The following is an 18,851-nucleotide window of genomic DNA, read 5'->3' as shown; positions in this document are numbered from 1 at the left end:
AATTACGAAAAACCCGGCATCAAGCCATCCACCTTGGTAAGAACTGCGACGCTCCCGCCCTAGACCTTAACGCATTTTAACGATATCGCTCGACCATCCGGCGGCGCTCACGCGCCGCTTCACGTCGGACGATACTGCATGCGATTTCCTGCCGTTTTTGCCGCTCGAACCAAGCTGTTGCCGGCCATCGTTCTGTTCGGCGCGACGCTCGGTCTCGGCGGCTGCGTCAGCAACTCCGGCGGCGGACCAATGAACGCCCAGGCCAGCATGCCTCCCGCCGGCGGTGCAACCGTGGCCTTCGAATCTATCGACGGCCCGCCACCGCAGGTGTTCGAGCGCATGGTCAATGTGCTCGACAGCGAAGCGAAGCTGCGCAGCATTGCGGTTGTCTCTCGCAAGGACAGCGCCGCCTTCCGCGTCCGTAGTTATCTGTCGGCGCAGGTACGCGGCCCCAATACGTCCATCGCCTGGGTCTGGGACGTCTATGACCGCGACCAGAATCGTGCCTTCCGTCTCAGCGGCGAGGAAGCCACCGGCAAAGGTAGCCGCGACGCCTGGGGCACCGCCGACGATCTCACCCTGCGCCGGATCGCCCAAGCTGGCCTCTCCGGTCTCGGCGGTATGATCAACGGCACCGCGCCAGCGGAAAGCACGCCCGAACCCGCGCCCGCGGCGCGCGGACCCGCCATGGCCGGCGCCGATGGGTTGCCGTCACAGGCGACTGCATTCGCCGACGTGCGCTAAGTTCAGTACGCTTTAAGACACAGTCCCGATTTTGCGCAGGAAAACCGCCATCTGCGGGTTGCAAACTGTGACATCTGCTTGATATCACCTCGCTCAGCTGGACTAGTTGTTGTGGGTAACCCGATATGCTGAACGTTGTATCCACCAAACCGCGGGGAGACGCGTCGATGTCGGGCAAAAACGGTTCCATCAAGCTCGTCGCCGGCAATTCCAATCCGACGCTCGCCAAAGAGATTTCCGACTGGCTGAAGATGCCGCTGACCAAGGCCAGCGTGCGCCGCTTCGCCGACATGGAGATCTTCGTCGAGATCCAGGAAAATGTCCGCGGCTCCGACGTCTTCGTCATCCAGTCGACCTCGTTCCCCACGAACGATCATCTGATGGAATTGCTGATCATCACCGATGCGCTCCGCCGCGCCTCCGCGCGCCGCATCACCGCCGTGATCCCCTATTTCGGCTACGCCCGACAGGACCGCAAGGTCGGATCGCGCTCGCCGATCTCGGCCAAACTGGTCGCCAACCTGATCACCCATGCGGGTGTCGATCGCGTCATGACGCTTGACCTGCACGCCGGACAGATTCAGGGCTTTTTCGATATTCCGGTCGACAACCTTTTCGCGTCACCAGTGATGGTGCGCGACATCAAGGAGAGATTCGATCTCACCAAGGTGATGGTCGTGTCGCCTGACGTCGGCGGCGTAGTCCGCGCCCGTGGCCTCGCCAAGCGCATCAACACGCCGCTCGCGATCGTCGACAAGCGCCGTGAACGCGCTGGCGAGTCCGAAGTGATGAACGTGATCGGCGACGTCGCCGGCTATACTTGCATCCTGATCGACGACATCGTCGATTCCGGTGGCACGTTGGTGAACGCAGCAGACGCCCTCCTCAAGAACGGCGCGAAGGATGTCTACGCCTACCTCACCCACGGCGTGCTGAGCGGCGGCGCAGCCGCACGCGTCGGCGGCTCCAAGCTGAAAGAACTGGTGATTACGGACTCGATCCAGCCGACCGAGGCCGTGATCAACACGCCGAACATCCGCACGCTGTCGATCGCCGCCCTGATCGGTGAGGCCATCGAGCGCACCGCGGCGGAAGAATCCGTGTCGAGCCTGTTCGACTAGAGCGTTTTTATATTGAAGCGATCCACTACCCTCATGGTGAGGAGCGCGCCGCTTGGCGCGCGTCTCGAACCATGAGATGTTCAGCTTCTACGCGTGAGGCCATCCTTCGAGACGCGGTCGAAAACGACCGCTCCTCAGGATGAGGGCGGAGTGTAAGCTTCTGATTCATCTCAAAATGAATTTGCTCTAACTTCACATCGATAAAGCAGAATCCAGAAACCTGTTGTGCTGGACCCATGATCGATCCGGAAACCGGAATCCATTTCCGGGATCATGCTCCAAGGCCTCGAGGCCTCACACTATTCCGGCCGCCACCTGGCCACGCAGCCGCTCGAGGCTGAGCAACGTTTCCGCGCAGGCGACCGCGACTTCAAGACCTTTCTGGGCGAAATGCTGGCGGAAGAACGCTGCGCCCTCATCCGTCTCGCGGAATTCGCCCGGCGTAACCACCGCAGAGAAAACCGGGATCTCCGTCCGCAACTGGACATCCATCAGCGCGCGGATCACCGTGTCCGCCACATAGCTGTGCACGCCGGTATCGACGACCAGCCCCGCTGCCACGATCGCCGTGTAACGCCGCGTCTTCGCCAGCACCTGCACATGCAGCGGAATTTCGAACGAGCCCGGCACCTCGAACAGATCGACTTGCGATGGATCGACATGCCGCGCCGCGATCTCGGCACGAAACGACTCCCAGCACGGCGCGACAATGTCGCGGTGCCAGGACGATTGCACGAAGGCCACGCGCTGGGGCCTCGCGAATTGCGGATGACTGACGGCTTGAGATGTTTCGGTCATAGCTGCTGTTTCCGTGTGTTGCCCAAACTATGCCGAAGCACCCGGGCGCCAGCAAGAGCACCGACCGGCAGCCGGGGGTCGGGACGAAGCCGTAACCCGCCATTCCTCACCGCACGGAATCGGCCAGCGGATTACATGTCGCTGATCTGCGCATTAACTCCCCGGCACCGGACTCTCCCTGCGCGCACGGGATTCATCCGGACTCGCATTCCGGGAATCCGATTCCGGTTTGTTCTCGTCGCGACACGATCAACTGTGGATGAATTTCGGTTTGTCTGTGGACGGAGTCGGGGCGACGTTGCGCCGATTCCGCAAATCACATCACTTCGGTTTCGCAAGTTCTGGACGATTTGAATTTAAAGCCCTGCAACGGCGCCCGAAATTTCGCGTACCCGGCCAGTCGATTGCACCATGACTCTCCAAGGCAAGGTCGCGACAGCATGTCACTTCTCGAAGGCACTCTCGATTCACGCGCCAATCCGCTTGCAGTCGTCGAGGACATTGCCACCGATCACAATTGGGCGTTCGAGCGTTCAGGCGAAGACGAAGTTACGATCATTTCCAAAGGTGACTGGACCGACTATCAGCTCTCCTTCACATGGATGGGTGAGATCGAAGCACTGCATCTGGCGTGCGCCTTCGACATGAAGATTCCCGCTGCGCGCCGCAGCGAGGTGCAGCGCCTGATCGCTGCAGTAAACGAACAGATGTGGGTCGGCCATTTCGACATCTGGACCGCATCCGGCATGATCATGTACCGACAGGCGATCCCGCTACCGGACGGCATGACGGCCTCCACCGCACAATGCGAGTCGATGCTCGTTTCCGCGATCCATGCCTGCGAACGTTACTACCCCGCCATGCAGTTCGTCGTATGGGCGGGCAAGACCGCCGAGCAGGCGATGAGCGCAGCGATGTTCGACACCGCAGGCGAAGCGTGAGCAGCGCGCCGCGGATCAGCGTTCCCCATACGCCCGGTGAAACCGAGCGCCTCGCGGTCTGGAACGCACTGCTTGCCTACAACAACGAGTCCGTCGGACCGAATAACTACCAGCCGCTGTCGATCCTGATCCACGATCCCGAAACCGGCGAGCCGGCCGGAGGCATCTGGGGCAAGACCGCCTATAACTGGTGCTTCGTCGAACTGTTCGTCGTGCCGGAGAAGTTTCGCGGTCAGGATGTCGGCACCAAGGTCCTGAAACTCGCCGAAGACATCGCGCGCGAGCGCGGCTGCATCGGGCTCTGGCTCGATACCTACTGGTTCCAGGCGCGGAGTTTCTACGAAAAGCAGGGTTACGAAGTGTTCGGAGAACTGCCGGACTATCCGCGCGGCGGCCCGCGTTATTTTCTGAAGAAAAGCTTGGTGTGATCCACACACCATTGTCGTCACCCGGCTTGACCGGGTGACCCAGTAAACGCTGCATCCAAGCTTCAAGCCGATAAGCCAACGCTTACTGGATCGCCCGCTTTCGCGGGCGACGAAAAACGAGGCTTGAGCACCCCGCTCGCCGCATTGCGCCCCCGATACACAGTGCTAAGGTCCCGCGCCTCAAGCCAGCCGGGATTCCGCCATGACCGCCACCTCATCCGCCCTCCAGACCCTCGACGGCCATATCATCCTTGCCGGTGCCGGCAAGATGGGCGGCGCGATGCTGACGGGTTGGCTGGCCGGCGGACTCGATCCCGAACGCGTGGCCGTCATCGACCCCTATCTCTCCGATGAGATCAAGACGCTGGCGGGCAAAGGCGTTCGCCTCAATCCGGATCTCAACGACATCGGTACGGTCTCGGCGCTGATCCTCGCCGTGAAACCGCAGATGTTTGCCGAGGTCGGCCCGACGCTGCGCGCCGTCGCCGGCGATGCGCTCATCGTCTCGATCATGGCCGGCACGACCATCGCCGGGATTGCGAAGACCTGCGGCGGCAAGGTGGTCCGTGCGATGCCGAACACGCCGGCTGCCATCGGCCGCGGCATTACCGTCGCCGTTGCCGCGAGCGACGTGTCGAAGCAGCAGCGCGACCTCACCGATGCGCTGCTGCGCGCCACCGGATCGGTGGAATGGGTCGAGGACGAAGGCCTGATCGACGCGGTCACCGCCGTCTCCGGCTCTGGCCCGGCCTATGTATTTCTGCTCGCCGAGGAAATGGCCCGCGCAGGCATTGCGGCTGGCCTGCCGCCAGAGCTTGCCATGAAACTCGCCCGCGAAACGGTTTCCGGCTCCGGCGAATTGCTGCGTCAATCCGATCTCGACGCCGCAACCCTGCGCAAGAACGTCACCTCGCCCGGCGGCACAACGGCCGCGGCGCTCGGCGTGCTGATGGCAGACGATGGTTTCGAACCGCTGCTGACGCGCGCGATCGCTGCCGCGACGGCCCGTTCGAAAGAACTGGCGAAGTAACTACACTGGTACCCGCACCACCGCGCGGAGACCGCCCATCGGACTGTCGGCCAGCGTGATGTCGCCGCCGTGCGAGCGGGCGATATCGCGCGCGATCGCCAGGCCGAGGCCGGTGCCCCCTTCGTCCTGGTTGCGCGCATCGTCGAGTCGCAGAAACGGTTTGAACACTTCCTCGCGCATCGCAGTCGGAATTCCGGGCCCATCGTCGTCCACGGTCACCGTGAGATAGCGGTGATCGCGGTGCCCCGTAATCGCGATGTCGTTGGCATGGCGTGCCGCATTTGAAACCAGATTGCCAAGGCAACGCTTGAAAGCGGCGGGCTTCACCGTGACGATCGGCAGGCCGTGAAACGTCACCGTCGCCTTGTGGCCGTTACGCTCGGCATCGCTACGCAGTTCTTCGAGCGCCGCGGACATATCGGTGGGCTGCGCCGGTTCGCCGCTGTCGCCGCGCGCGAAGGCAAGATAGGCCTCGAGCATCGCCTGCATCTCATCGATGTCCTTGCGCATGCCCTCCACTTCCGGCCCGTCCTCGAGCAGAGCCAATTCGAGCTTGAAGCGCGTGAGAATGGTCCGCAGATCGTGCGAGACGCCCGCGAGCATCGCCGTGCGCTGCTCCATGGCACGCTCGATGCGCGCTTTCATCTCGATGAAGGAATTGGCCGCACGCCGCACCTCCCGCGCACCACGCGGCCGGAAATTGGGCACCTCACGGCCTTTACCAAAACTCTCCGCCGCGTCGGCGAGTTTGAGGATCGGCCGTATCTGGTTGCGCAGGAACAGAATCGCGACGATCAGCAGGATCGATGACGTGCCGACCATCCAGAACAGGAATATCTCGGAGTTTGACGCATAGGCCGCACTGCGCTGCGCGAAGATACGCATGACAGCATCGTCGAGCTGGATGCGGATCTCGACGAGATTGGAGCGGCCGACGGTGTCGATCCAGAACGGCCGCGGGATTTGCCGACCAATCTGGACCGACAATGTCTGATCGAGCAGCGAAAAGAACGGCTTTGGCCCGGGCGGCGGCATGTCGCCGAGGGGTAGGAAGTCCACGACAAGGCCAAGGCGCTGCTGCGCGATCGCCTTGATCTGAGTGCGGTCCTTGTCCTGCGGATAAGTCTTGTAGACATCGATCAGCGCCGCGATGTCCTGCACCACCGCCGCAGACAGGCGCCGCGTCACCGTGTTCCAGTGACGCTCCATGAACACGAAGGCAACCACCGACTGCAGCACGACCATCGGCACGATCATGATCAGCAACGCGCGAGCGTAGAGGCCCTTCGGCATCAGCTCGTTGAAGCGCCTGCCCATCACGCGGTTGGCCGCCGACATCCGCTCGGATGCGGAGCGCAACATGGTCATACCGGTGTCGAAACTACTCATGCGCTGAACGTCATCACTACGGCGACGCCACCAGCCGATAACCGATACCACGCACAGCCTGCAGGAACAGCGGATTGGCCGGATCTACCTCGATCTTGCGGCGCAGGCGGTTGATCTGCACGTCGACCGCGCGCTCATTGACCGTCCCGTCGCCGGTCAACGCCCCGCGCGGCACGGTTTCTCCGGGAGTCTCGGCGAGAATACGCAGCATGTCGCGTTCGCGATCGGTAAGGTGGATGATCTCGTCGCCCTGCCGCAGCTCACCGCGGGCGAGGTGATAGATATAAGGCCCGAACTGCAACTGCTCCGCACGTTCGACGACGACCGGTGCGCTGCGCTTGAGGATATTGGCGATCCGCAGTGCCAGTTCGCGCGGCTCGAACGGTTTCGACACATAGTCGTCGGCGCCGATCTGCAGGCCTTCGATGCGATCGTTCGACTCCGCACGCGCGGTCAGCATCACGATCGGCACGTGCGAGGAGATGCGGATGAAGCGCGCAAGATCGAAACCGGTCTCACCGGGCATCATCACGTCAAGGATGAGCAGATCGAAATGCAGCCCAAGCAATTTGGCCCGCGCCTCTTTCGCACTCGGCGCAGTCGTCACACGATAGCCTTCACTGGCGAGAAAGCGCGAGAGCAGATCGCGAATACGGCGATCGTCATCCACCAGCAAGAGATGCGGCGCATCGTCGGCCGGCTGCACCGGCACTTTCTTGGCGGCCTGGGCAAGTATCATGTCTTGGTCCCGCTATCCGTGCCCAGGATCACCTGCAGCACCTTGTCCGGATCGTCGCGATCGATCATGCCGCTCAGAAAGCGCGTGATCGCTGCGATTTCGTTTGGCGTGAAATCCTTGAGCGCGCGATCGATGCGCGTGGTCTGCAACCCCGCCATTTGTGCGACCAGAGCCTCCCCCTTGGTCGTGGCGAAAAGAAGCCTTTGGCGACGGTCGATCTCGCCGGATTTCTGCACGATATAGCCCTCGTCGAGCAATTGCTTCAGCACGCGGCCGAGCGACTGCTTCGTGATCCGCAGCACATCGAGCAAATCCGCCACCTTCAGTCCGGGATAACGATGCACGAAGTGCACGACCCGATGATGTGCCCGACCGAAGCCGAATTGGTCCAGCACGTGGTCGGGATCGCCGACGAAGTCGCGATAGGCAAAGAATAACAGCTCGATGATCTCCCATCGCAGCGGCGCGGCTGCCTGGGCAGCAACCTCCAGCGGTCGCGGCATGGCAGCATTGAAATTTACGTCAGCCATATTGACATATTTTCGGTTCAATCTTACAAACTTGGCCGTCCCAGCGAAATTTTATAACCTTCGCGGGAAGGGCCGATAGGTCCGATTTGAGAACCATACCGGACTTTGGCAGGCGGCCATAGCCCACCATCGGGCAATTGGCCGCGCATTGCAGTCAGCTTTTGCGGCCCATCCGGACTCGACGTAGAACAGGACGCCGTCGCCGACGCACGGCGCGAGTTAAGCAGGAGATAGGTCCATGGGCGTTTCATTCGACAAGGTCGATGGCGCAGTCTGGCTGGATTTCGACATCCGCCACAGCCAACACCCCGTTCCGGAAGCGGAGCGCGTGGCAAAGCTGAAGGACCCCGGCTTCGGCCGTGTATTCACCGATCACATGGCAATCGTGCGCTACAGCGCCGGCGAGGGCTGGCACAACGCGACCGTCGAAGCCCGCTCGAACTTCCAGCTCGATCCCGCGGCAGCCGTCCTGCATTACGCGCAGGAGATCTTCGAAGGCCTGAAGGCCTATGTCCGCGAAGATGGCGGCGTGAACCTGTTCCGCCCCGATGCGAACGCCAAACGCTTCTGGAACTCGGCGACTCGCATGGCCATGGCCCCGCTGCCCGAACCCGTCTTCATCGAGGCCGTCGAGCAGCTCGTCCGCATCGACCGTGCGTGGATTCCCGGCGGCGAAGGCAGCCTCTATCTGCGCCCCTTCATGATCGCCAACGAGACTTTCCTCGGTGTGAAGCCGTCCTCCGAATATATGTTCGGCGTGATCGCCTCGCCGGTCGGCTCTTACTTCAAGGGCGGCCCGGCTCCGGTGTCGATCTACGCGTCGGAGAATTACACCCGCGCTGCCATCGGCGGCACCGGTGCCGTGAAGTGCGGCGGCAACTATGCCGCCAGCCTGCGCGCGCAGGCCGAAGCGATCGAGCAGGGTTGCGACCAGGTCGTCTTCCTCGATGCGGTCGAGCGCAAATATATCGAAGAACTTGGCGGCATGAACGTGTTCTTCGTGTTCGATGATGGCTCGCTCTCGACGCCGCCGCTCGGGACCATCCTCCCGGGTATCACCCGCGATTCCATCATCACGCTCGCGAAGACTGCAGGCGTGACCGTGCGCGAAGAGCTCTACTCGCTCGACCAGTGGCGTGCCGATGCCGCCAGCGGCAAGCTGAAGGAAGCCTTCGCCTGCGGCACCGCTGCGGTGATCTCGCCAATAGGCAAGGTGCGCGCGACCTCGGGCGAATTCCTGATCAATGGCGGCGAAGCCGGCAAGGTCGCCATGAGCCTGCGCAAGCAGCTGGTCGATATCCAGTACGGCCGTGCGCCAGATCCACACAACTGGATCCGTAAAGTGCTCTGAGACACGAAAGCCGCAGCCTGAAGCTGCGGCTTTCTCTTAGGACGCTTGCACGCCTCTCACCTGTCATCACCCGGCTTGACCGGGTGTCCCAGCAGCAGAGATAGAAGCGAAACGCCGCCGTGTACCCGATCCCCGCTTCTGCGGGGATGACAGACAGGGGTTGATCAGGTCGCTGGCACCAAGCCAAGCCGCTCCCGCTGCGTCCATCGCCACAACATCACCGGTGCAACGACTGCCAGACCGGCCGCAAGCCCGATCCAGATTCCTACGCCCCCGAAGCCGAGCTTGAATGCGAACAGCAGGCTGAGCCCCATGCCAAAGCCCCAATAGCCGAGACCGGCAATGATCATGGGCACGCGCGTATCCTGCAGCCCGCGCAGCATGCCCGCCCCCACTGACTGCGCGCCGTCGGCGATCTGGAACGCTGCCGCGCAAAACAGGAACGACATCGCCGTATCGATCACAAGCGCATTGGCGGGGTTGCCAAGATCGATGAAGGCGCCGATCAGGAGACGCGGCGCGGCAAGCAGAAGCACGCTCATCGATGCCATAAAGCCTACCGCCAGCAAGAAAGCTGTCCAGCCAGCACGCGTGATGCCATCGATATCCGCGGCGCCTTTGGCGAGACCGACACGCACTGTCGCCGCCTGGCTCAATCCCATCGGCACCATGAAGGAAATCGACGCGATCTGGATCGCAATCGCATGTGCTGCGATTGCTGCCGTGCCGAACTGCCCCATCAGAAACACTGCAGCGTTGAAAACCGTGATCTCGAAGGCCAGCGTCGCGCCGATCGGCAGGCCGATCTGCCAGACTTTGAGGAAGCGCGGCCAGTCCGCACGCCAGAAATTACCGAACAGCGCGTAGCGTCGAAATTTTGGATGCCACAACACCACGGCGACGAAGATGATGAACAGAAACGTGTTCGACAACGCCGTCGCGAGGCCTGATCCGGCCAATCCCATTGCGGGAAAGCCGAGATGACCGAATACCAGCACCCAATTTGCGGCGGCGTTGAACAGGATCGCAACCGCTGTCACCAGCAGCGCCCAGAGCGGTCGCTGCACGGCAGCCACGAAGGAGCGCAACACGATGAAGCCGAGCGCAGGCAGAAAGCCCCATTGCAGCATATGCATGAAGCTCTGTGCGTCTGCGGCCGCCTGTGCCTCCTGACCGAATAGCAGCAGAATCGCTTCCGTGTGCCAGAGCACGATCCAGGCTGGAATCGAAACGATCACGGCCGACCACAGCCCTTGTCGAAATGTACGGCGGACATCGCGCACCGCATGCAGCTTGCGCCCGATCGCCTCTGCCATCATCGGCGACGTCGCGGTGACGATGCCAATGGCAAAGATCAGGATGGCCAGATAGACGTTGACGCCCAGCGCCGACGCCGCCAGTGCCTGTGCACTGACGCGACCGAGCACGATCACATCGGTCGTGGTCAGCGCGATCTGCGCGAGGTTGGTCAGGATCAGCGGCCAGCCGAGTAAGAGGGTGGCACGAAGTTCGGCGAGCCAGAGGGCACGTGTTGATGCATTCTGCTCGCTAGCCGGCAGCATGGGACACCTTTGACAAAATTATGAAAGCCGGCGCATCCATGATGCAGCGGCTTGTGCCGACAACAATGTCAGGCAATCATGCGCGATAGCGCGCAAGTTGGAGACCTAGTAGTTGCGCGCCGATTTGGCCAGATTTGCGGCTAGATCCCGCTGCGACCTTGCAGCGCAGCCGCGGACACCCAGAACACTTCGCCTTCGGAATCTTCCGTATCCAGCCAGATGAGCGGAAGGTCGGGGAACGCGGCATCGACATTGGCGCGACCACGGCCGACCTCGCACAGCAATCCACCATGCGGGGTGAGATGATCGCCTGCTTGCTCGATGATTCTCCGCACGATATCGAGACCATCGACGCCGCCATCAAACGCCATGCTCGGCTCGGCCAGGCATTCATCCGGCAGATCGGCCATCCCTTGCGCGTCCACATAGGGCGGATTGGTGATGATCAGATCATAGCGGTTGCCACCGAGCGGCTCGAAGAGATCGCCTCTGTAGAGTGTCAGCCTTTCGTCGAGCCCGTAGTCGATGACATTGCGCATCGCAACTGCGAGCGCAGCGGGCGAAAGATCGACGGCATCGACCTGCGCATTGGGAAACGATTGCGCTGCGAGGATCGCGATGCAGCCCGAGCCCGTGCAGAGATCGAGCACGCTTGCGACCTCCATGGGATCGTCGATCAGCGAAGCGCCCTCGCCGTCATCGCCTGAAAAATGCGTATCGAGCAATTCGCCGATGAAGGAACGCGGCACGATCGTGCGCTCGTCGACATAGAACGGCAGACCCCGCATATAGATTTTATTGACAAGATAGGCCGCCGGCTTCCGCGTGGAGACGCGGCGATGGATGACGTCGAGAATCTTGCGGCCCTCGGCGGCGGTTACACGTGCTGTCGCGAAATTCTCGAATTGATCGGGATGCAGGTGCAGCAGCTCGCAAACGATAAAGGCCGCTTCGGCCACGGGGTCGGTGGTACCATGCGCGAAGGCAAGCTTTGCCTCGATGAAGCGGCTTGTGGCATAGCGTACATAGTCCAGCAGCGAGACCAGTTCGCCCGGTCCGACCTTCGGCAAATTCGCCGCAGCGAGCTTCTTTACGGAAGCCTTGGTCTTCGCAGAAGAACCTGACTTGGCTGCCGGAGTTTTGCTCACAGAGGCCTTACCCGCCTTCTTCGCGGCGCTCTTCACAGTCTTCTTTGCCATCACTTGCCCCAGCGCGCCGCAGCGTCGTCGTCGTCACTCTTTGCCGCGATCCAGCTGGTACCGGCGGCGGTTTCCTCACGCTTCCAGAACGGCGCGTGAGCCTTGAGATAGTCCATCAGGAATTCGGCGGACTGAAATGCCGCCTGCCGATGTGCCGAGGCGGTCAGCACCACCATGATGTTCTCGCCCGGCAGGATACGGCCGGTACGATGGATAATGGTCACGCCGGTCAGCGGCCAGCGCGTCATCGCCTCTTCCGCATGGCGGCCGATCTCGGCTTCAGCCATGCCTGGGTAATGTTCGAGCGTCAGCGCCGTCGTCGCATCGTTCCCGTCGCCGCCGCGACAGATGCCGCTGAAGGTAACGACCGCGCCGATGTCCGTCCGGCTCGCCGTCAGCGCTGCGATTTCGCTGTTGATGTCGAAATCAGCGGTCTGAATCCGGATGGTGACGTTATCGCTCATAACTCATCTCTTTTGCCCCGGACGCGGTGTACGCTGCGCTGCTCCGCAGAGCCGGGGCCGTGCCAGACGCCGGAGTTTTGTGCGATCCCGGTTCTGCGAAGCGGCACTCCGCGCCGCATCGCGCCCGGGACAAGAGACAACAACATGATCTCAGCCGCCCGTCATCGGCGGAAAGAAGGCGATTTCGCGTGCGCCGGCAATCGCTGTGTCAGGCCGCACATGGGTATGATCGATCGCCGCTCGGATCACCTTCGGCGTCTCGAAAGCATGGGCATATTCCTCCCCGCGCGAGGAGAGCCAGGAGATCAGATCGCCGACCGTGCTCACGGTCGGCGGCGGCTCGATGGTCTCCTCGGCCTTGCCGATCCGCTCGCGGACCCAGGCAAAGTACATCAGCTTCATGCATCCTCCTCGAAGAGGTGCCGGACGCCGGCTCGGAAGTAATCATACCCTGTATAGATGGTCACGATGGCCGACAGCCACAACAACACGATGCCGGTGAAGGTCACGTAACCGAACAGCACATCGCCCGCCTCGCCCGCGAGCAGGAAGCCAATGGCGACGAGCTGGGCCGCCGTCTTCCATTTGGCGAGCTTGGTGACCGGGACGCTGACGCGCAGACCGGCAAGATATTCGCGCAGGCCCGAGACGAGAATTTCACGACACAGGATCACGATGGCCGCCCACAGCGTCCAGCGATTGATGGTGGCATCGGAGGCCAGCATGAGCAGGCAAGACGCCACCAGCAGCTTGTCCGCGATGGGATCAAGCATGCGACCGAAGGACGACTGCTGGTTCCAGATGCGGGCATAATAGCCGTCGAGGAAATCGGTGATCGCCGCGGCGAGAAACACGGCAACGGCCACCCAGCGCAGCCATAGCGGGCCATCCATGGACGATTGCCAGTAGATGCAGCCAACCACCACCGGGACGGCGGCAATCCGGGCATAGGTCAGGATATTCGGCAGGGTCATTGCTGAAGTCCCGGCCCGTCGTGTGGTCACTGTCATGCGTCTTACCAATACTGCCGGTGCCCGCAGGTCAACCGGTGCGAAGCGGTCTAAGTCAGTTTACCTCAAAACGGGCGCCCGAGATGCGACGTCCTGGACTGGGCGCCCTGCTTATCGGGCGCCTGGCTGGGGATGGAAAAAGTCGAAAATCTTGCGTGCGTTCTCGGTGGAAATGCCCGGAACCTTGCCGAGATCGCCGACCGAGGCGCGTTCGATCTCTTTCAGTGTACCGAAGTGATGCAACAGCGCCCGTTTGCGGGTCGGCCCGATGCCTGGAATTTCCTGCAGACCGGCCTCGCGGATGTCCTTCTTGCGCAGGGTGCGGTGCGAGCCGATGACGAAACGATGCGCCTCATCACGCAGCCGCTGGATGAAATAGAGCACGGGATCGCGCGGTTCGAGCTTGATGGCGTCGCGGCCGGGCAGAAACAGCGTCTCGCGGCCCGCGTTGCGCTCCGGCCCCTTGGCCACCGACATCAATGTGACGTCGGTCAGTTTCAGCTCATCGAAAATCTCTTTCACGGCATTGAGCTGGCCCCGGCCGCCATCGATGATGACCAGGTCGGGCCACAGCGGCACCTCGTCGTCCTTTCGCTTTGGCGCTTCGGCTTCAGCCGGCGGCGCGAGCAGGCGCTTGAAGCGGCGCTGCAGCACCTCTTTCATCATGGCAAAGTCATCGCCCGGTGTCGTCTCGGCCGACTTGATATTGAACTTGCGGTACTGGTTCTTGATGAAGCCATCCGGCCCGGCGACGATCATTGCGCCGACGGCATTGCTGCCCTGAATGTGGCTGTTATCATAGACCTCGATGCGTTGTGGCACCTTCGGCAGGCCGAGCGTGGTCACCATGCCTTCGAGCAGGCGCGTCTGTGTCGCGGTGTCGGCGAGCTTGCGGCCCAGCGCCTCGCGCGCATTGGTCAGCGCGTGGAGGATCAGTTCTTTTTTCTCGCCGCGCTGCGGCGTGATGACCTCGACCTTGGAGCCGGCCTTGACGCTGAGCGCGCTGGCGAGCAGCTCTCTTTCCTCGATCGCATGCGACAGCAGCACCGTCTTCGGCGGTGGCTTGTCCTCGTAGAATTGGGCGAGGAAGGAACCGAGGACCTCCTCCGGAGTGAACGACTTTTCCGCCTTCGGAAAATAGGCGCGATTGCCCCAGTTCTGCCCGGTGCGGAAGAAAAATACTTCGACGCAGGAATAGCCGCCTTCCTGATGGATGGCGAATACATCGGCTTCTTCAACCGTGCGCGGATTGATGCCCTGCTGCGACTGGATCGCTGACAGCGCCGCAAGACGGTCGCGATAGAGCGCCGCGGTCTCGAAGGCGAGTTCTTCCGCTGCCTTCTCCATCTCGTCGGCAAGCAGCTGCTTCACGGCGCGGCTCTTGCCGGACAGGAAATCCGTCGCCTCGCGCACGAGCTCGGTGTAGCCGGAAAAATCGACTTCATTGGTACACGGACCGGAGCAGCGGCGGATTTGATACAGCAGGCACGGCCGCGTGCGGCTTTCGAAAAACGAGTCCGTGCAGGAGCGCACCAGAAATGCGCGCTGCAAGGCCGTGATGGTGCGGTTCACAGCGCCCACCGATGCGAACGGACCGAAGTAGCGCCCCGGCCGCGACTGCGCGCCGCGATGCTTGAGAATCTGCGGCGCCCAGTGGTCGCCGGTGATCAGGATATAGGGAAACGACTTGTCGTCGCGCAGTTGCACATTGAAGCGCGGCCGTAGCTGCTTGATGAGATTGGCTTCGAGCAACAGCGCCTCGGTTTCGGTGGATGTGGAGATGATCTCCACCACCGATGTCGCCGCGATCATGCGCGCGATGCGCATCACCTGCCCGGTCGGGCGCGCATAGGACGACAGGCGCTTTTTGACGTTCTTGGCCTTGCCGACATAGAGCACGTCATGCGCCGCATTCAGCATGCGGTAGACCCCCGGCGAGGTCGGCGCGAGGCGCACAGCCTGTTCGATGGCCGCCCGGCCGACCGCAAGCGTGCCTTCGGGAACTTCCTCGGCGACATCCTCGACTTGGTCCGGAAGCCCTGGCTCTTCCTCGTCGTCCGGCAAATCGGGTTCGACATCCGGCGGTGCCTGCAGGCCGGACTGAACTTGAGGCTTCGTCACGGGTGCAGAACCGGGCTCGGTCGCCGCCTCGGCCGGCACCGTCCGGGGATCGGAAGGGTCTTGAATCATGCCGCCAATCTAAGCGTTACGACGGCTTGCTGCCAGCATTCGGCGGCATTCGGTGCGGCAGCTTTGAGGCAGGCTTGCGGCGATCCTGCGGAGGACATCCGGTCCGGAAAAAGCCCGCGCCCGCCCCAAGTAAGACTCTTTTAACGTCAATACGGCGCCGGCCCAGCGCGTTAAGAACCGCTTAATCTAAAACTATCGATAAATCCTCCCGATTAATGATGAAATTCCGTAACCCTAAGCCTTTGTGCAGCGCATCGCAGGGAAGCGGCAGTAACGCGTTGTGGAGAGTTGAGATGAGCAAGTATGCGTTCGCGGCAGTCGCGGTCATGGTGGCTGGCACGACGGCGGCCCAGGCGGCGGATTTGCCCTATCGGTCGCGCGCGCCGTATACGGTCAATCAGCCGCTGAACGCCTATAGCTGGGCAGGCCCGTATCTGGGTGCCACCCTTGGCTACGAATGGGGCAGCGTTTCCAACACTCCGGTCAAGCCGACGGGCATCGTGGGCGGCATCACCGCCGGCTACAACTGGCAGAGCGGACCGATCGTGTTCGGTATCGAAGGCGACATTTCGGGCACCGGCGCCGATGACCGCTTCGCCAATTACAAGTTCTCGAACCCCTGGTTCGGCACCGCGCGCGGCCGCCTCGGTTACGCCTTCAACAATGTGCTGCTCTACGGCACCGCCGGCCTGTCCTTCGGCAGCCTGCAGGCGGAAGCCAATGGCTTGCAGCAATCGCAGACATCGGTCGGCTGGACCGCGGGCGTCGGCGCTGAAGTCGGCATCTACCAGAACTGGACCGCCAAGATCGAATATCTCTACGTTGACCTGTCCAGGAACACCTACACGCTCACCGGCACCGACAGCGCGCTGTCCTTCGGCACCGTCCGCGTTGGCGTGAACTATCACTTCTGATCCGATCGGGTCAGACCCGGCTCCAAGTTAAAAGAAACCGAGATACCCCACTCCCGGCCGCCCTGCGGCCGGGATTTTCTTTGCGGGCGCCCAGTGATTTTGAGCGGCAATACCTCCTGCCGCACGTGCGCCGCTATCCCGTAATCACCAGATTGACGGCCTTTGGGCCCTTGCCCTTCTTGTCGGGCTCGACCTCGAACGTGATCCGCTGTCCTTCGGTCAGATCCTTCAATCCCGCGCGTTCGACGGCGGTGATGTGAACGAACACGTCCCGTCCGCCATCATCCGGCTTGATGAAGCCGTAGCCGCGCTCGCCATTGAAGAACTTGACCGTACCGCTCATGCCCATCGGGAAACTCCCTCCCCGCAATGCTCCGCAGCGGCGCACTTTGCACCGCGACCGACCGGACATTCACTCCACAGAAGGCTTGGCCGTTTCTTTTTGTAGTCTTCTTGTCGTTGGTCGGGCCTCGTCACTCCGCCGCAACCATTCGCGGAAGCGGAACGTAAAGCCAGTCACGATGGTCAGCTTAATACGGTTCCCTGGAGGTGACTACCGTTTTTGGAAACGCGTTCGGATAGTTGCCGCACCGGTCGTTGATCGGGCAGCTACGCCCTGGCGTTTTCAAGCCGGAAGCGTGCCATACCGCCGAGGCCCAGCGGCTTTTCCAGCTGCGGCAGGATCGCCCGCAGCTCATCCTGCAATTTCCACGGCGGATTGACGATCAGCAGCCCGGTAGACGTCAGCGGGCCGTCCGCACTTTGCGGTGCAACGCTGAATTCGAGACGCAGGCATTTGCCGGGCGTCGCCGACGACGCCGTGGCGGCGGCCACGCTGCGCGCGAGATCGTCGGTGGCGCGGCGGCTCTTGGCCGGATACCACAGCATATAGATGCCGGTCGGCCATTTCGCATAGGCCTGCGCGAACACCGTCGCCAAACGCGCAAACTCGTCCTTCGCTTCGAAGGGCGGATCGATCAGCACCAGGCCGCGGCGTTCCTTCGGCGGCACATAGGCGGGCAGACCGACCCAGCCGTCGATATCGACCACCCGCGCCTGCTCGTCATTGCGCAGCGCAGAGATCAGCTGCTTGCGCGCTGCAGGCTCGAGTTCGCAGCACACCATGCGATCTTGCGGGCGCATCAACGCGCGCGCGATCAGCGGCGAGCCGGGATAGGCAACGAGATCGCGGCCGGGATTGAACGCGCGCACGATGTCGAGATAGGCGCCGACCAAAGGCTCGGTCGCTTCGGTGAAGCGCGCCTGCATCATGCGGGCGATACCGGTGGTCCATTCGGCCGAACGTGTCGCCTCATCGCCGGTGAGATCGTATCGGCCGGCGCCGGCATGGGTATCGATGATGCGAAACGGCGTCGGCTTCTCATGCAGATGGGTCAGGATACGGACCAGCACGAGATGCTTGATGACGTCGGCGAAATTACCGGCATGGAAGGCGTGGCGATAGTTCATGGGGATGGAGTACGCCAAACGGGCGTAAGGCGCAAAGCCGCCGGTCAGCTTCGAATGTCATCCCCCGCGAAAGCGGGGGATCCAGTAGACACTGGTATCTTGGCTGAAGCACTGGCGACGGTGTCTACTGGGTCGCCCGATCAAGTCGGGCGATGACAGCGGAGCTCGATGGCAGCAAAGTGTAGGGCGAAACTACCCGCCCCTCACCGGCGGCATCACGACCTTGTCGCGCCGGCAGGCGCGGCGGTCGATTTCCTCGCAGGCGCGGAACTGCAGATCCTTGCTCAAGCAGATTCGCACTTCGCTCAGGCGGTTATGATCGCAAGTCACGGCAATGGCGGCGTTGCTGAGGCCCGGATTGACCCTGATGAATGCGTCTTCCACGGCCGCGGGCGACACGGTCTTCGCCTGCTGAAGATCGATGAACTCGTCCGGAATTTTCACGCCGGCGCGCGCCTTGCGCGTGGTTTCGAAATAGGCGCGCGGGCCGAGCCCCGAACAGGTGCCGTGCTTGTCCCATTCGTTGAAGATCAGACCTGGCGCCGGCATCAGATCCAGCATCGAGGTCATGATGTTGCGCGGCAGCCGCGGCGCCGGACGCTCGCAGTAATTCGGGAAGCCGCGATCATATTGCGGCCACAGGCCATGCACCACGAAGGCATAGGGGCGACCGCCGCACTGGATCTGCTGACTGCGCGATGCGTTGCCGCGCTCCTGCGCCGCCGCGCAGAAGGATGGCGACCATGACAGCGACAGCACGTAGAAGTCGAACTCACCCGGCGCATTCTGCCTGCGGTCCTGCGCGGCGGCGGGAGCGGCTATGAGCGCGGCGAGAATAACACCGAGCGTGACGACCGAACGGAATACCTGAACCATGACGCGCCCCACCCCTGACCGGCGCGAGCCTAGTCAGACCCAAAGAACAATTCAAGAACAATGTCGCGAAAGAAATAGCCCGGACGATGCGGTCG

Annotated in this window: 19 protein-coding genes and 1 pseudogene; 7 read left to right on the top strand and 13 right to left on the bottom strand. The window is 62.2% G+C overall.

The genetic code is table 11. The annotated features are described in order from the left end of the window. The first annotated feature begins 138 nt into the window (after positions 1-138). Both E0H22_RS06850 and E0H22_RS06845 read left to right on the top strand, forming a co-directional pair. The gene (locus tag E0H22_RS06850) at positions 139-744 is read left to right on the top strand and encodes a hypothetical protein (RefSeq protein ID WP_233024898.1); all 606 of its coding nucleotides are present in this window, start codon (positions 139-141) and stop codon (positions 742-744) included. A gap of 167 nt (positions 745-911) precedes the next feature. Next, on the top strand, positions 912-1,865 hold the full coding sequence (locus tag E0H22_RS06845; RefSeq protein WP_233024897.1) for a ribose-phosphate pyrophosphokinase: 954 nt from the start codon (positions 912-914) through the stop codon (positions 1,863-1,865). 294 nt (positions 1,866-2,159) lie between these two features. On the opposite strand, the gene E0H22_RS06840 is transcribed toward E0H22_RS06845, so the two are convergent. Next, the gene (locus tag E0H22_RS06840; protein WP_233024896.1) at positions 2,160-2,663 is read right to left on the bottom strand and encodes a 6,7-dimethyl-8-ribityllumazine synthase; all 504 of its coding nucleotides are present in this window, start codon (positions 2,661-2,663) and stop codon (positions 2,160-2,162) included. A gap of 440 nt (positions 2,664-3,103) precedes the next feature. Here E0H22_RS06840 and E0H22_RS06835 point away from each other — a divergent pair, with 440 nt between their 5' ends. The 3 genes from E0H22_RS06835 (at position 3,104) to proC (ending at position 5,062) form a co-directional block, all read left to right on the top strand. Further along, positions 3,104-3,604 (top strand): type III secretion system chaperone family protein, encoded by a 501-nt coding sequence (locus tag E0H22_RS06835; protein ID WP_233024895.1) that lies wholly within the window; start codon positions 3,104-3,106, stop codon positions 3,602-3,604. Then, on the top strand, positions 3,601-4,032 hold the full coding sequence (locus E0H22_RS06830; RefSeq protein WP_233024894.1) for a GNAT family N-acetyltransferase: 432 nt from the start codon (positions 3,601-3,603) through the stop codon (positions 4,030-4,032). The genes E0H22_RS06835 and E0H22_RS06830 overlap by 4 nt, the downstream gene beginning before the upstream one ends. A 202-nt stretch (positions 4,033-4,234) precedes the next feature. Continuing rightward, complete coding sequence (gene proC, locus E0H22_RS06825; RefSeq protein WP_233024893.1) at positions 4,235-5,062, top strand: pyrroline-5-carboxylate reductase; 828 nt, start codon at positions 4,235-4,237, stop codon at positions 5,060-5,062. Here proC and E0H22_RS06820 read toward each other — a convergent pair whose 3' ends face one another. The 3 genes from E0H22_RS06820 to E0H22_RS06810 are packed head-to-tail and all read right to left on the bottom strand — an operon-like array spanning position 5,063 to position 7,720. Further along, complete coding sequence (locus tag E0H22_RS06820) at positions 5,063-6,451, bottom strand: ATP-binding protein (protein ID WP_233024892.1); 1,389 nt, start codon at positions 6,449-6,451, stop codon at positions 5,063-5,065. A gap of 16 nt (positions 6,452-6,467) precedes the next feature. Further along, on the bottom strand, positions 6,468-7,190 hold the full coding sequence (locus E0H22_RS06815) for a response regulator (RefSeq protein WP_233024891.1): 723 nt from the start codon (positions 7,188-7,190) through the stop codon (positions 6,468-6,470). After that, positions 7,187-7,720 carry a MarR family winged helix-turn-helix transcriptional regulator gene (locus E0H22_RS06810; protein WP_233024890.1) on the bottom strand — a complete coding sequence of 178 codons (534 nt, stop codon included), beginning with the start codon at positions 7,718-7,720 and terminating at the stop codon, positions 7,187-7,189. Before E0H22_RS06810 ends, E0H22_RS06815 begins: the two co-directional genes overlap by 4 nt. A 238-nt stretch (positions 7,721-7,958) precedes the next feature. Between E0H22_RS06810 and E0H22_RS06805 the strand changes: the two genes are divergently transcribed. Then, complete coding sequence (locus tag E0H22_RS06805) at positions 7,959-9,071, top strand: branched-chain amino acid aminotransferase (protein WP_233024889.1); 1,113 nt, start codon at positions 7,959-7,961, stop codon at positions 9,069-9,071. Between the two features lie 164 nt (positions 9,072-9,235). Here E0H22_RS06805 and E0H22_RS06800 read toward each other — a convergent pair whose 3' ends face one another. From E0H22_RS06800 to uvrC, 6 genes and pseudogenes are all read right to left on the bottom strand, one after another. Further along, the gene (locus E0H22_RS06800; RefSeq protein ID WP_233024888.1) at positions 9,236-10,633 is read right to left on the bottom strand and encodes an MATE family efflux transporter; all 1,398 of its coding nucleotides are present in this window, start codon (positions 10,631-10,633) and stop codon (positions 9,236-9,238) included. Positions 10,634-10,773: 140 nt separating this feature from the next. Next, a complete protein-coding gene (gene prmB / locus E0H22_RS06795) occupies positions 10,774-11,832 on the bottom strand; it encodes a 50S ribosomal protein L3 N(5)-glutamine methyltransferase (RefSeq protein ID WP_233024887.1) in 1,059 nt (352 codons plus the stop codon). Then, a complete protein-coding gene (locus E0H22_RS06790; RefSeq protein WP_233024886.1) occupies positions 11,832-12,296 on the bottom strand; it encodes a molybdenum cofactor biosynthesis protein MoaE in 465 nt (154 codons plus the stop codon). The genes prmB and E0H22_RS06790 overlap by 1 nt, the downstream gene beginning before the upstream one ends. 150 nt (positions 12,297-12,446) lie before the next feature. Next, entirely contained in the window at positions 12,447-12,698 is a 252-nt protein-coding gene (gene moaD, locus E0H22_RS06785) for a molybdopterin converting factor subunit 1 (protein WP_233024885.1), read from the bottom strand. Next, positions 12,695-13,306, bottom strand: coding sequence for a CDP-diacylglycerol--glycerol-3-phosphate 3-phosphatidyltransferase (gene pgsA, locus E0H22_RS06780; RefSeq protein WP_233024884.1), 612 nt, complete (start codon positions 13,304-13,306; stop codon positions 12,695-12,697). Before pgsA ends, moaD begins: the two co-directional genes overlap by 4 nt. A 111-nt stretch (positions 13,307-13,417) precedes the next feature. Beyond that, positions 13,418-15,334 (bottom strand): annotated as a pseudogene (uvrC, locus tag E0H22_RS06775) (excinuclease ABC subunit UvrC); the annotation flags it as partial. Between the two features lie 455 nt (positions 15,335-15,789). Between uvrC and E0H22_RS06770 the strand changes: the two are divergent. Beyond that, positions 15,790-16,410 carry an outer membrane protein gene (locus E0H22_RS06770; protein WP_233024882.1) on the top strand — a complete coding sequence of 207 codons (621 nt, stop codon included), beginning with the start codon at positions 15,790-15,792 and terminating at the stop codon, positions 16,408-16,410. Between the two features lie 133 nt (positions 16,411-16,543). On the opposite strand, the gene E0H22_RS06765 is transcribed toward E0H22_RS06770, so the two are convergent. From E0H22_RS06765 to E0H22_RS06755, 3 genes are all read right to left on the bottom strand, one after another. After that, positions 16,544-16,759, bottom strand: coding sequence for a cold-shock protein (locus tag E0H22_RS06765; protein ID WP_233024881.1), 216 nt, complete (start codon positions 16,757-16,759; stop codon positions 16,544-16,546). A 260-nt stretch (positions 16,760-17,019) separates the two neighbouring features. Next, positions 17,020-17,880, bottom strand: a complete 861-nt coding sequence (locus E0H22_RS06760) for a 23S rRNA (adenine(2030)-N(6))-methyltransferase RlmJ (RefSeq protein ID WP_233024880.1) — start codon at positions 17,878-17,880, stop codon at positions 17,020-17,022. Positions 17,881-18,072: 192 nt separating this feature from the next. Next, entirely contained in the window at positions 18,073-18,756 is a 684-nt protein-coding gene (locus E0H22_RS06755; protein WP_233024879.1) for a ribonuclease T2 family protein, read from the bottom strand. Positions 18,757-18,851: the final 95 nt, after the last annotated feature.

Origin of the sequence: Rhodopseudomonas boonkerdii (assembly GCF_021184025.1) — a bacterium.
Classification (GTDB): Bacteria; Pseudomonadota; Alphaproteobacteria; order Rhizobiales; family Xanthobacteraceae; genus Tardiphaga; species Tardiphaga boonkerdii.
The sequence above is the reverse complement of the archived record's forward strand: the minus strand, read 5'-3'. Positions and strand labels throughout refer to the sequence as shown.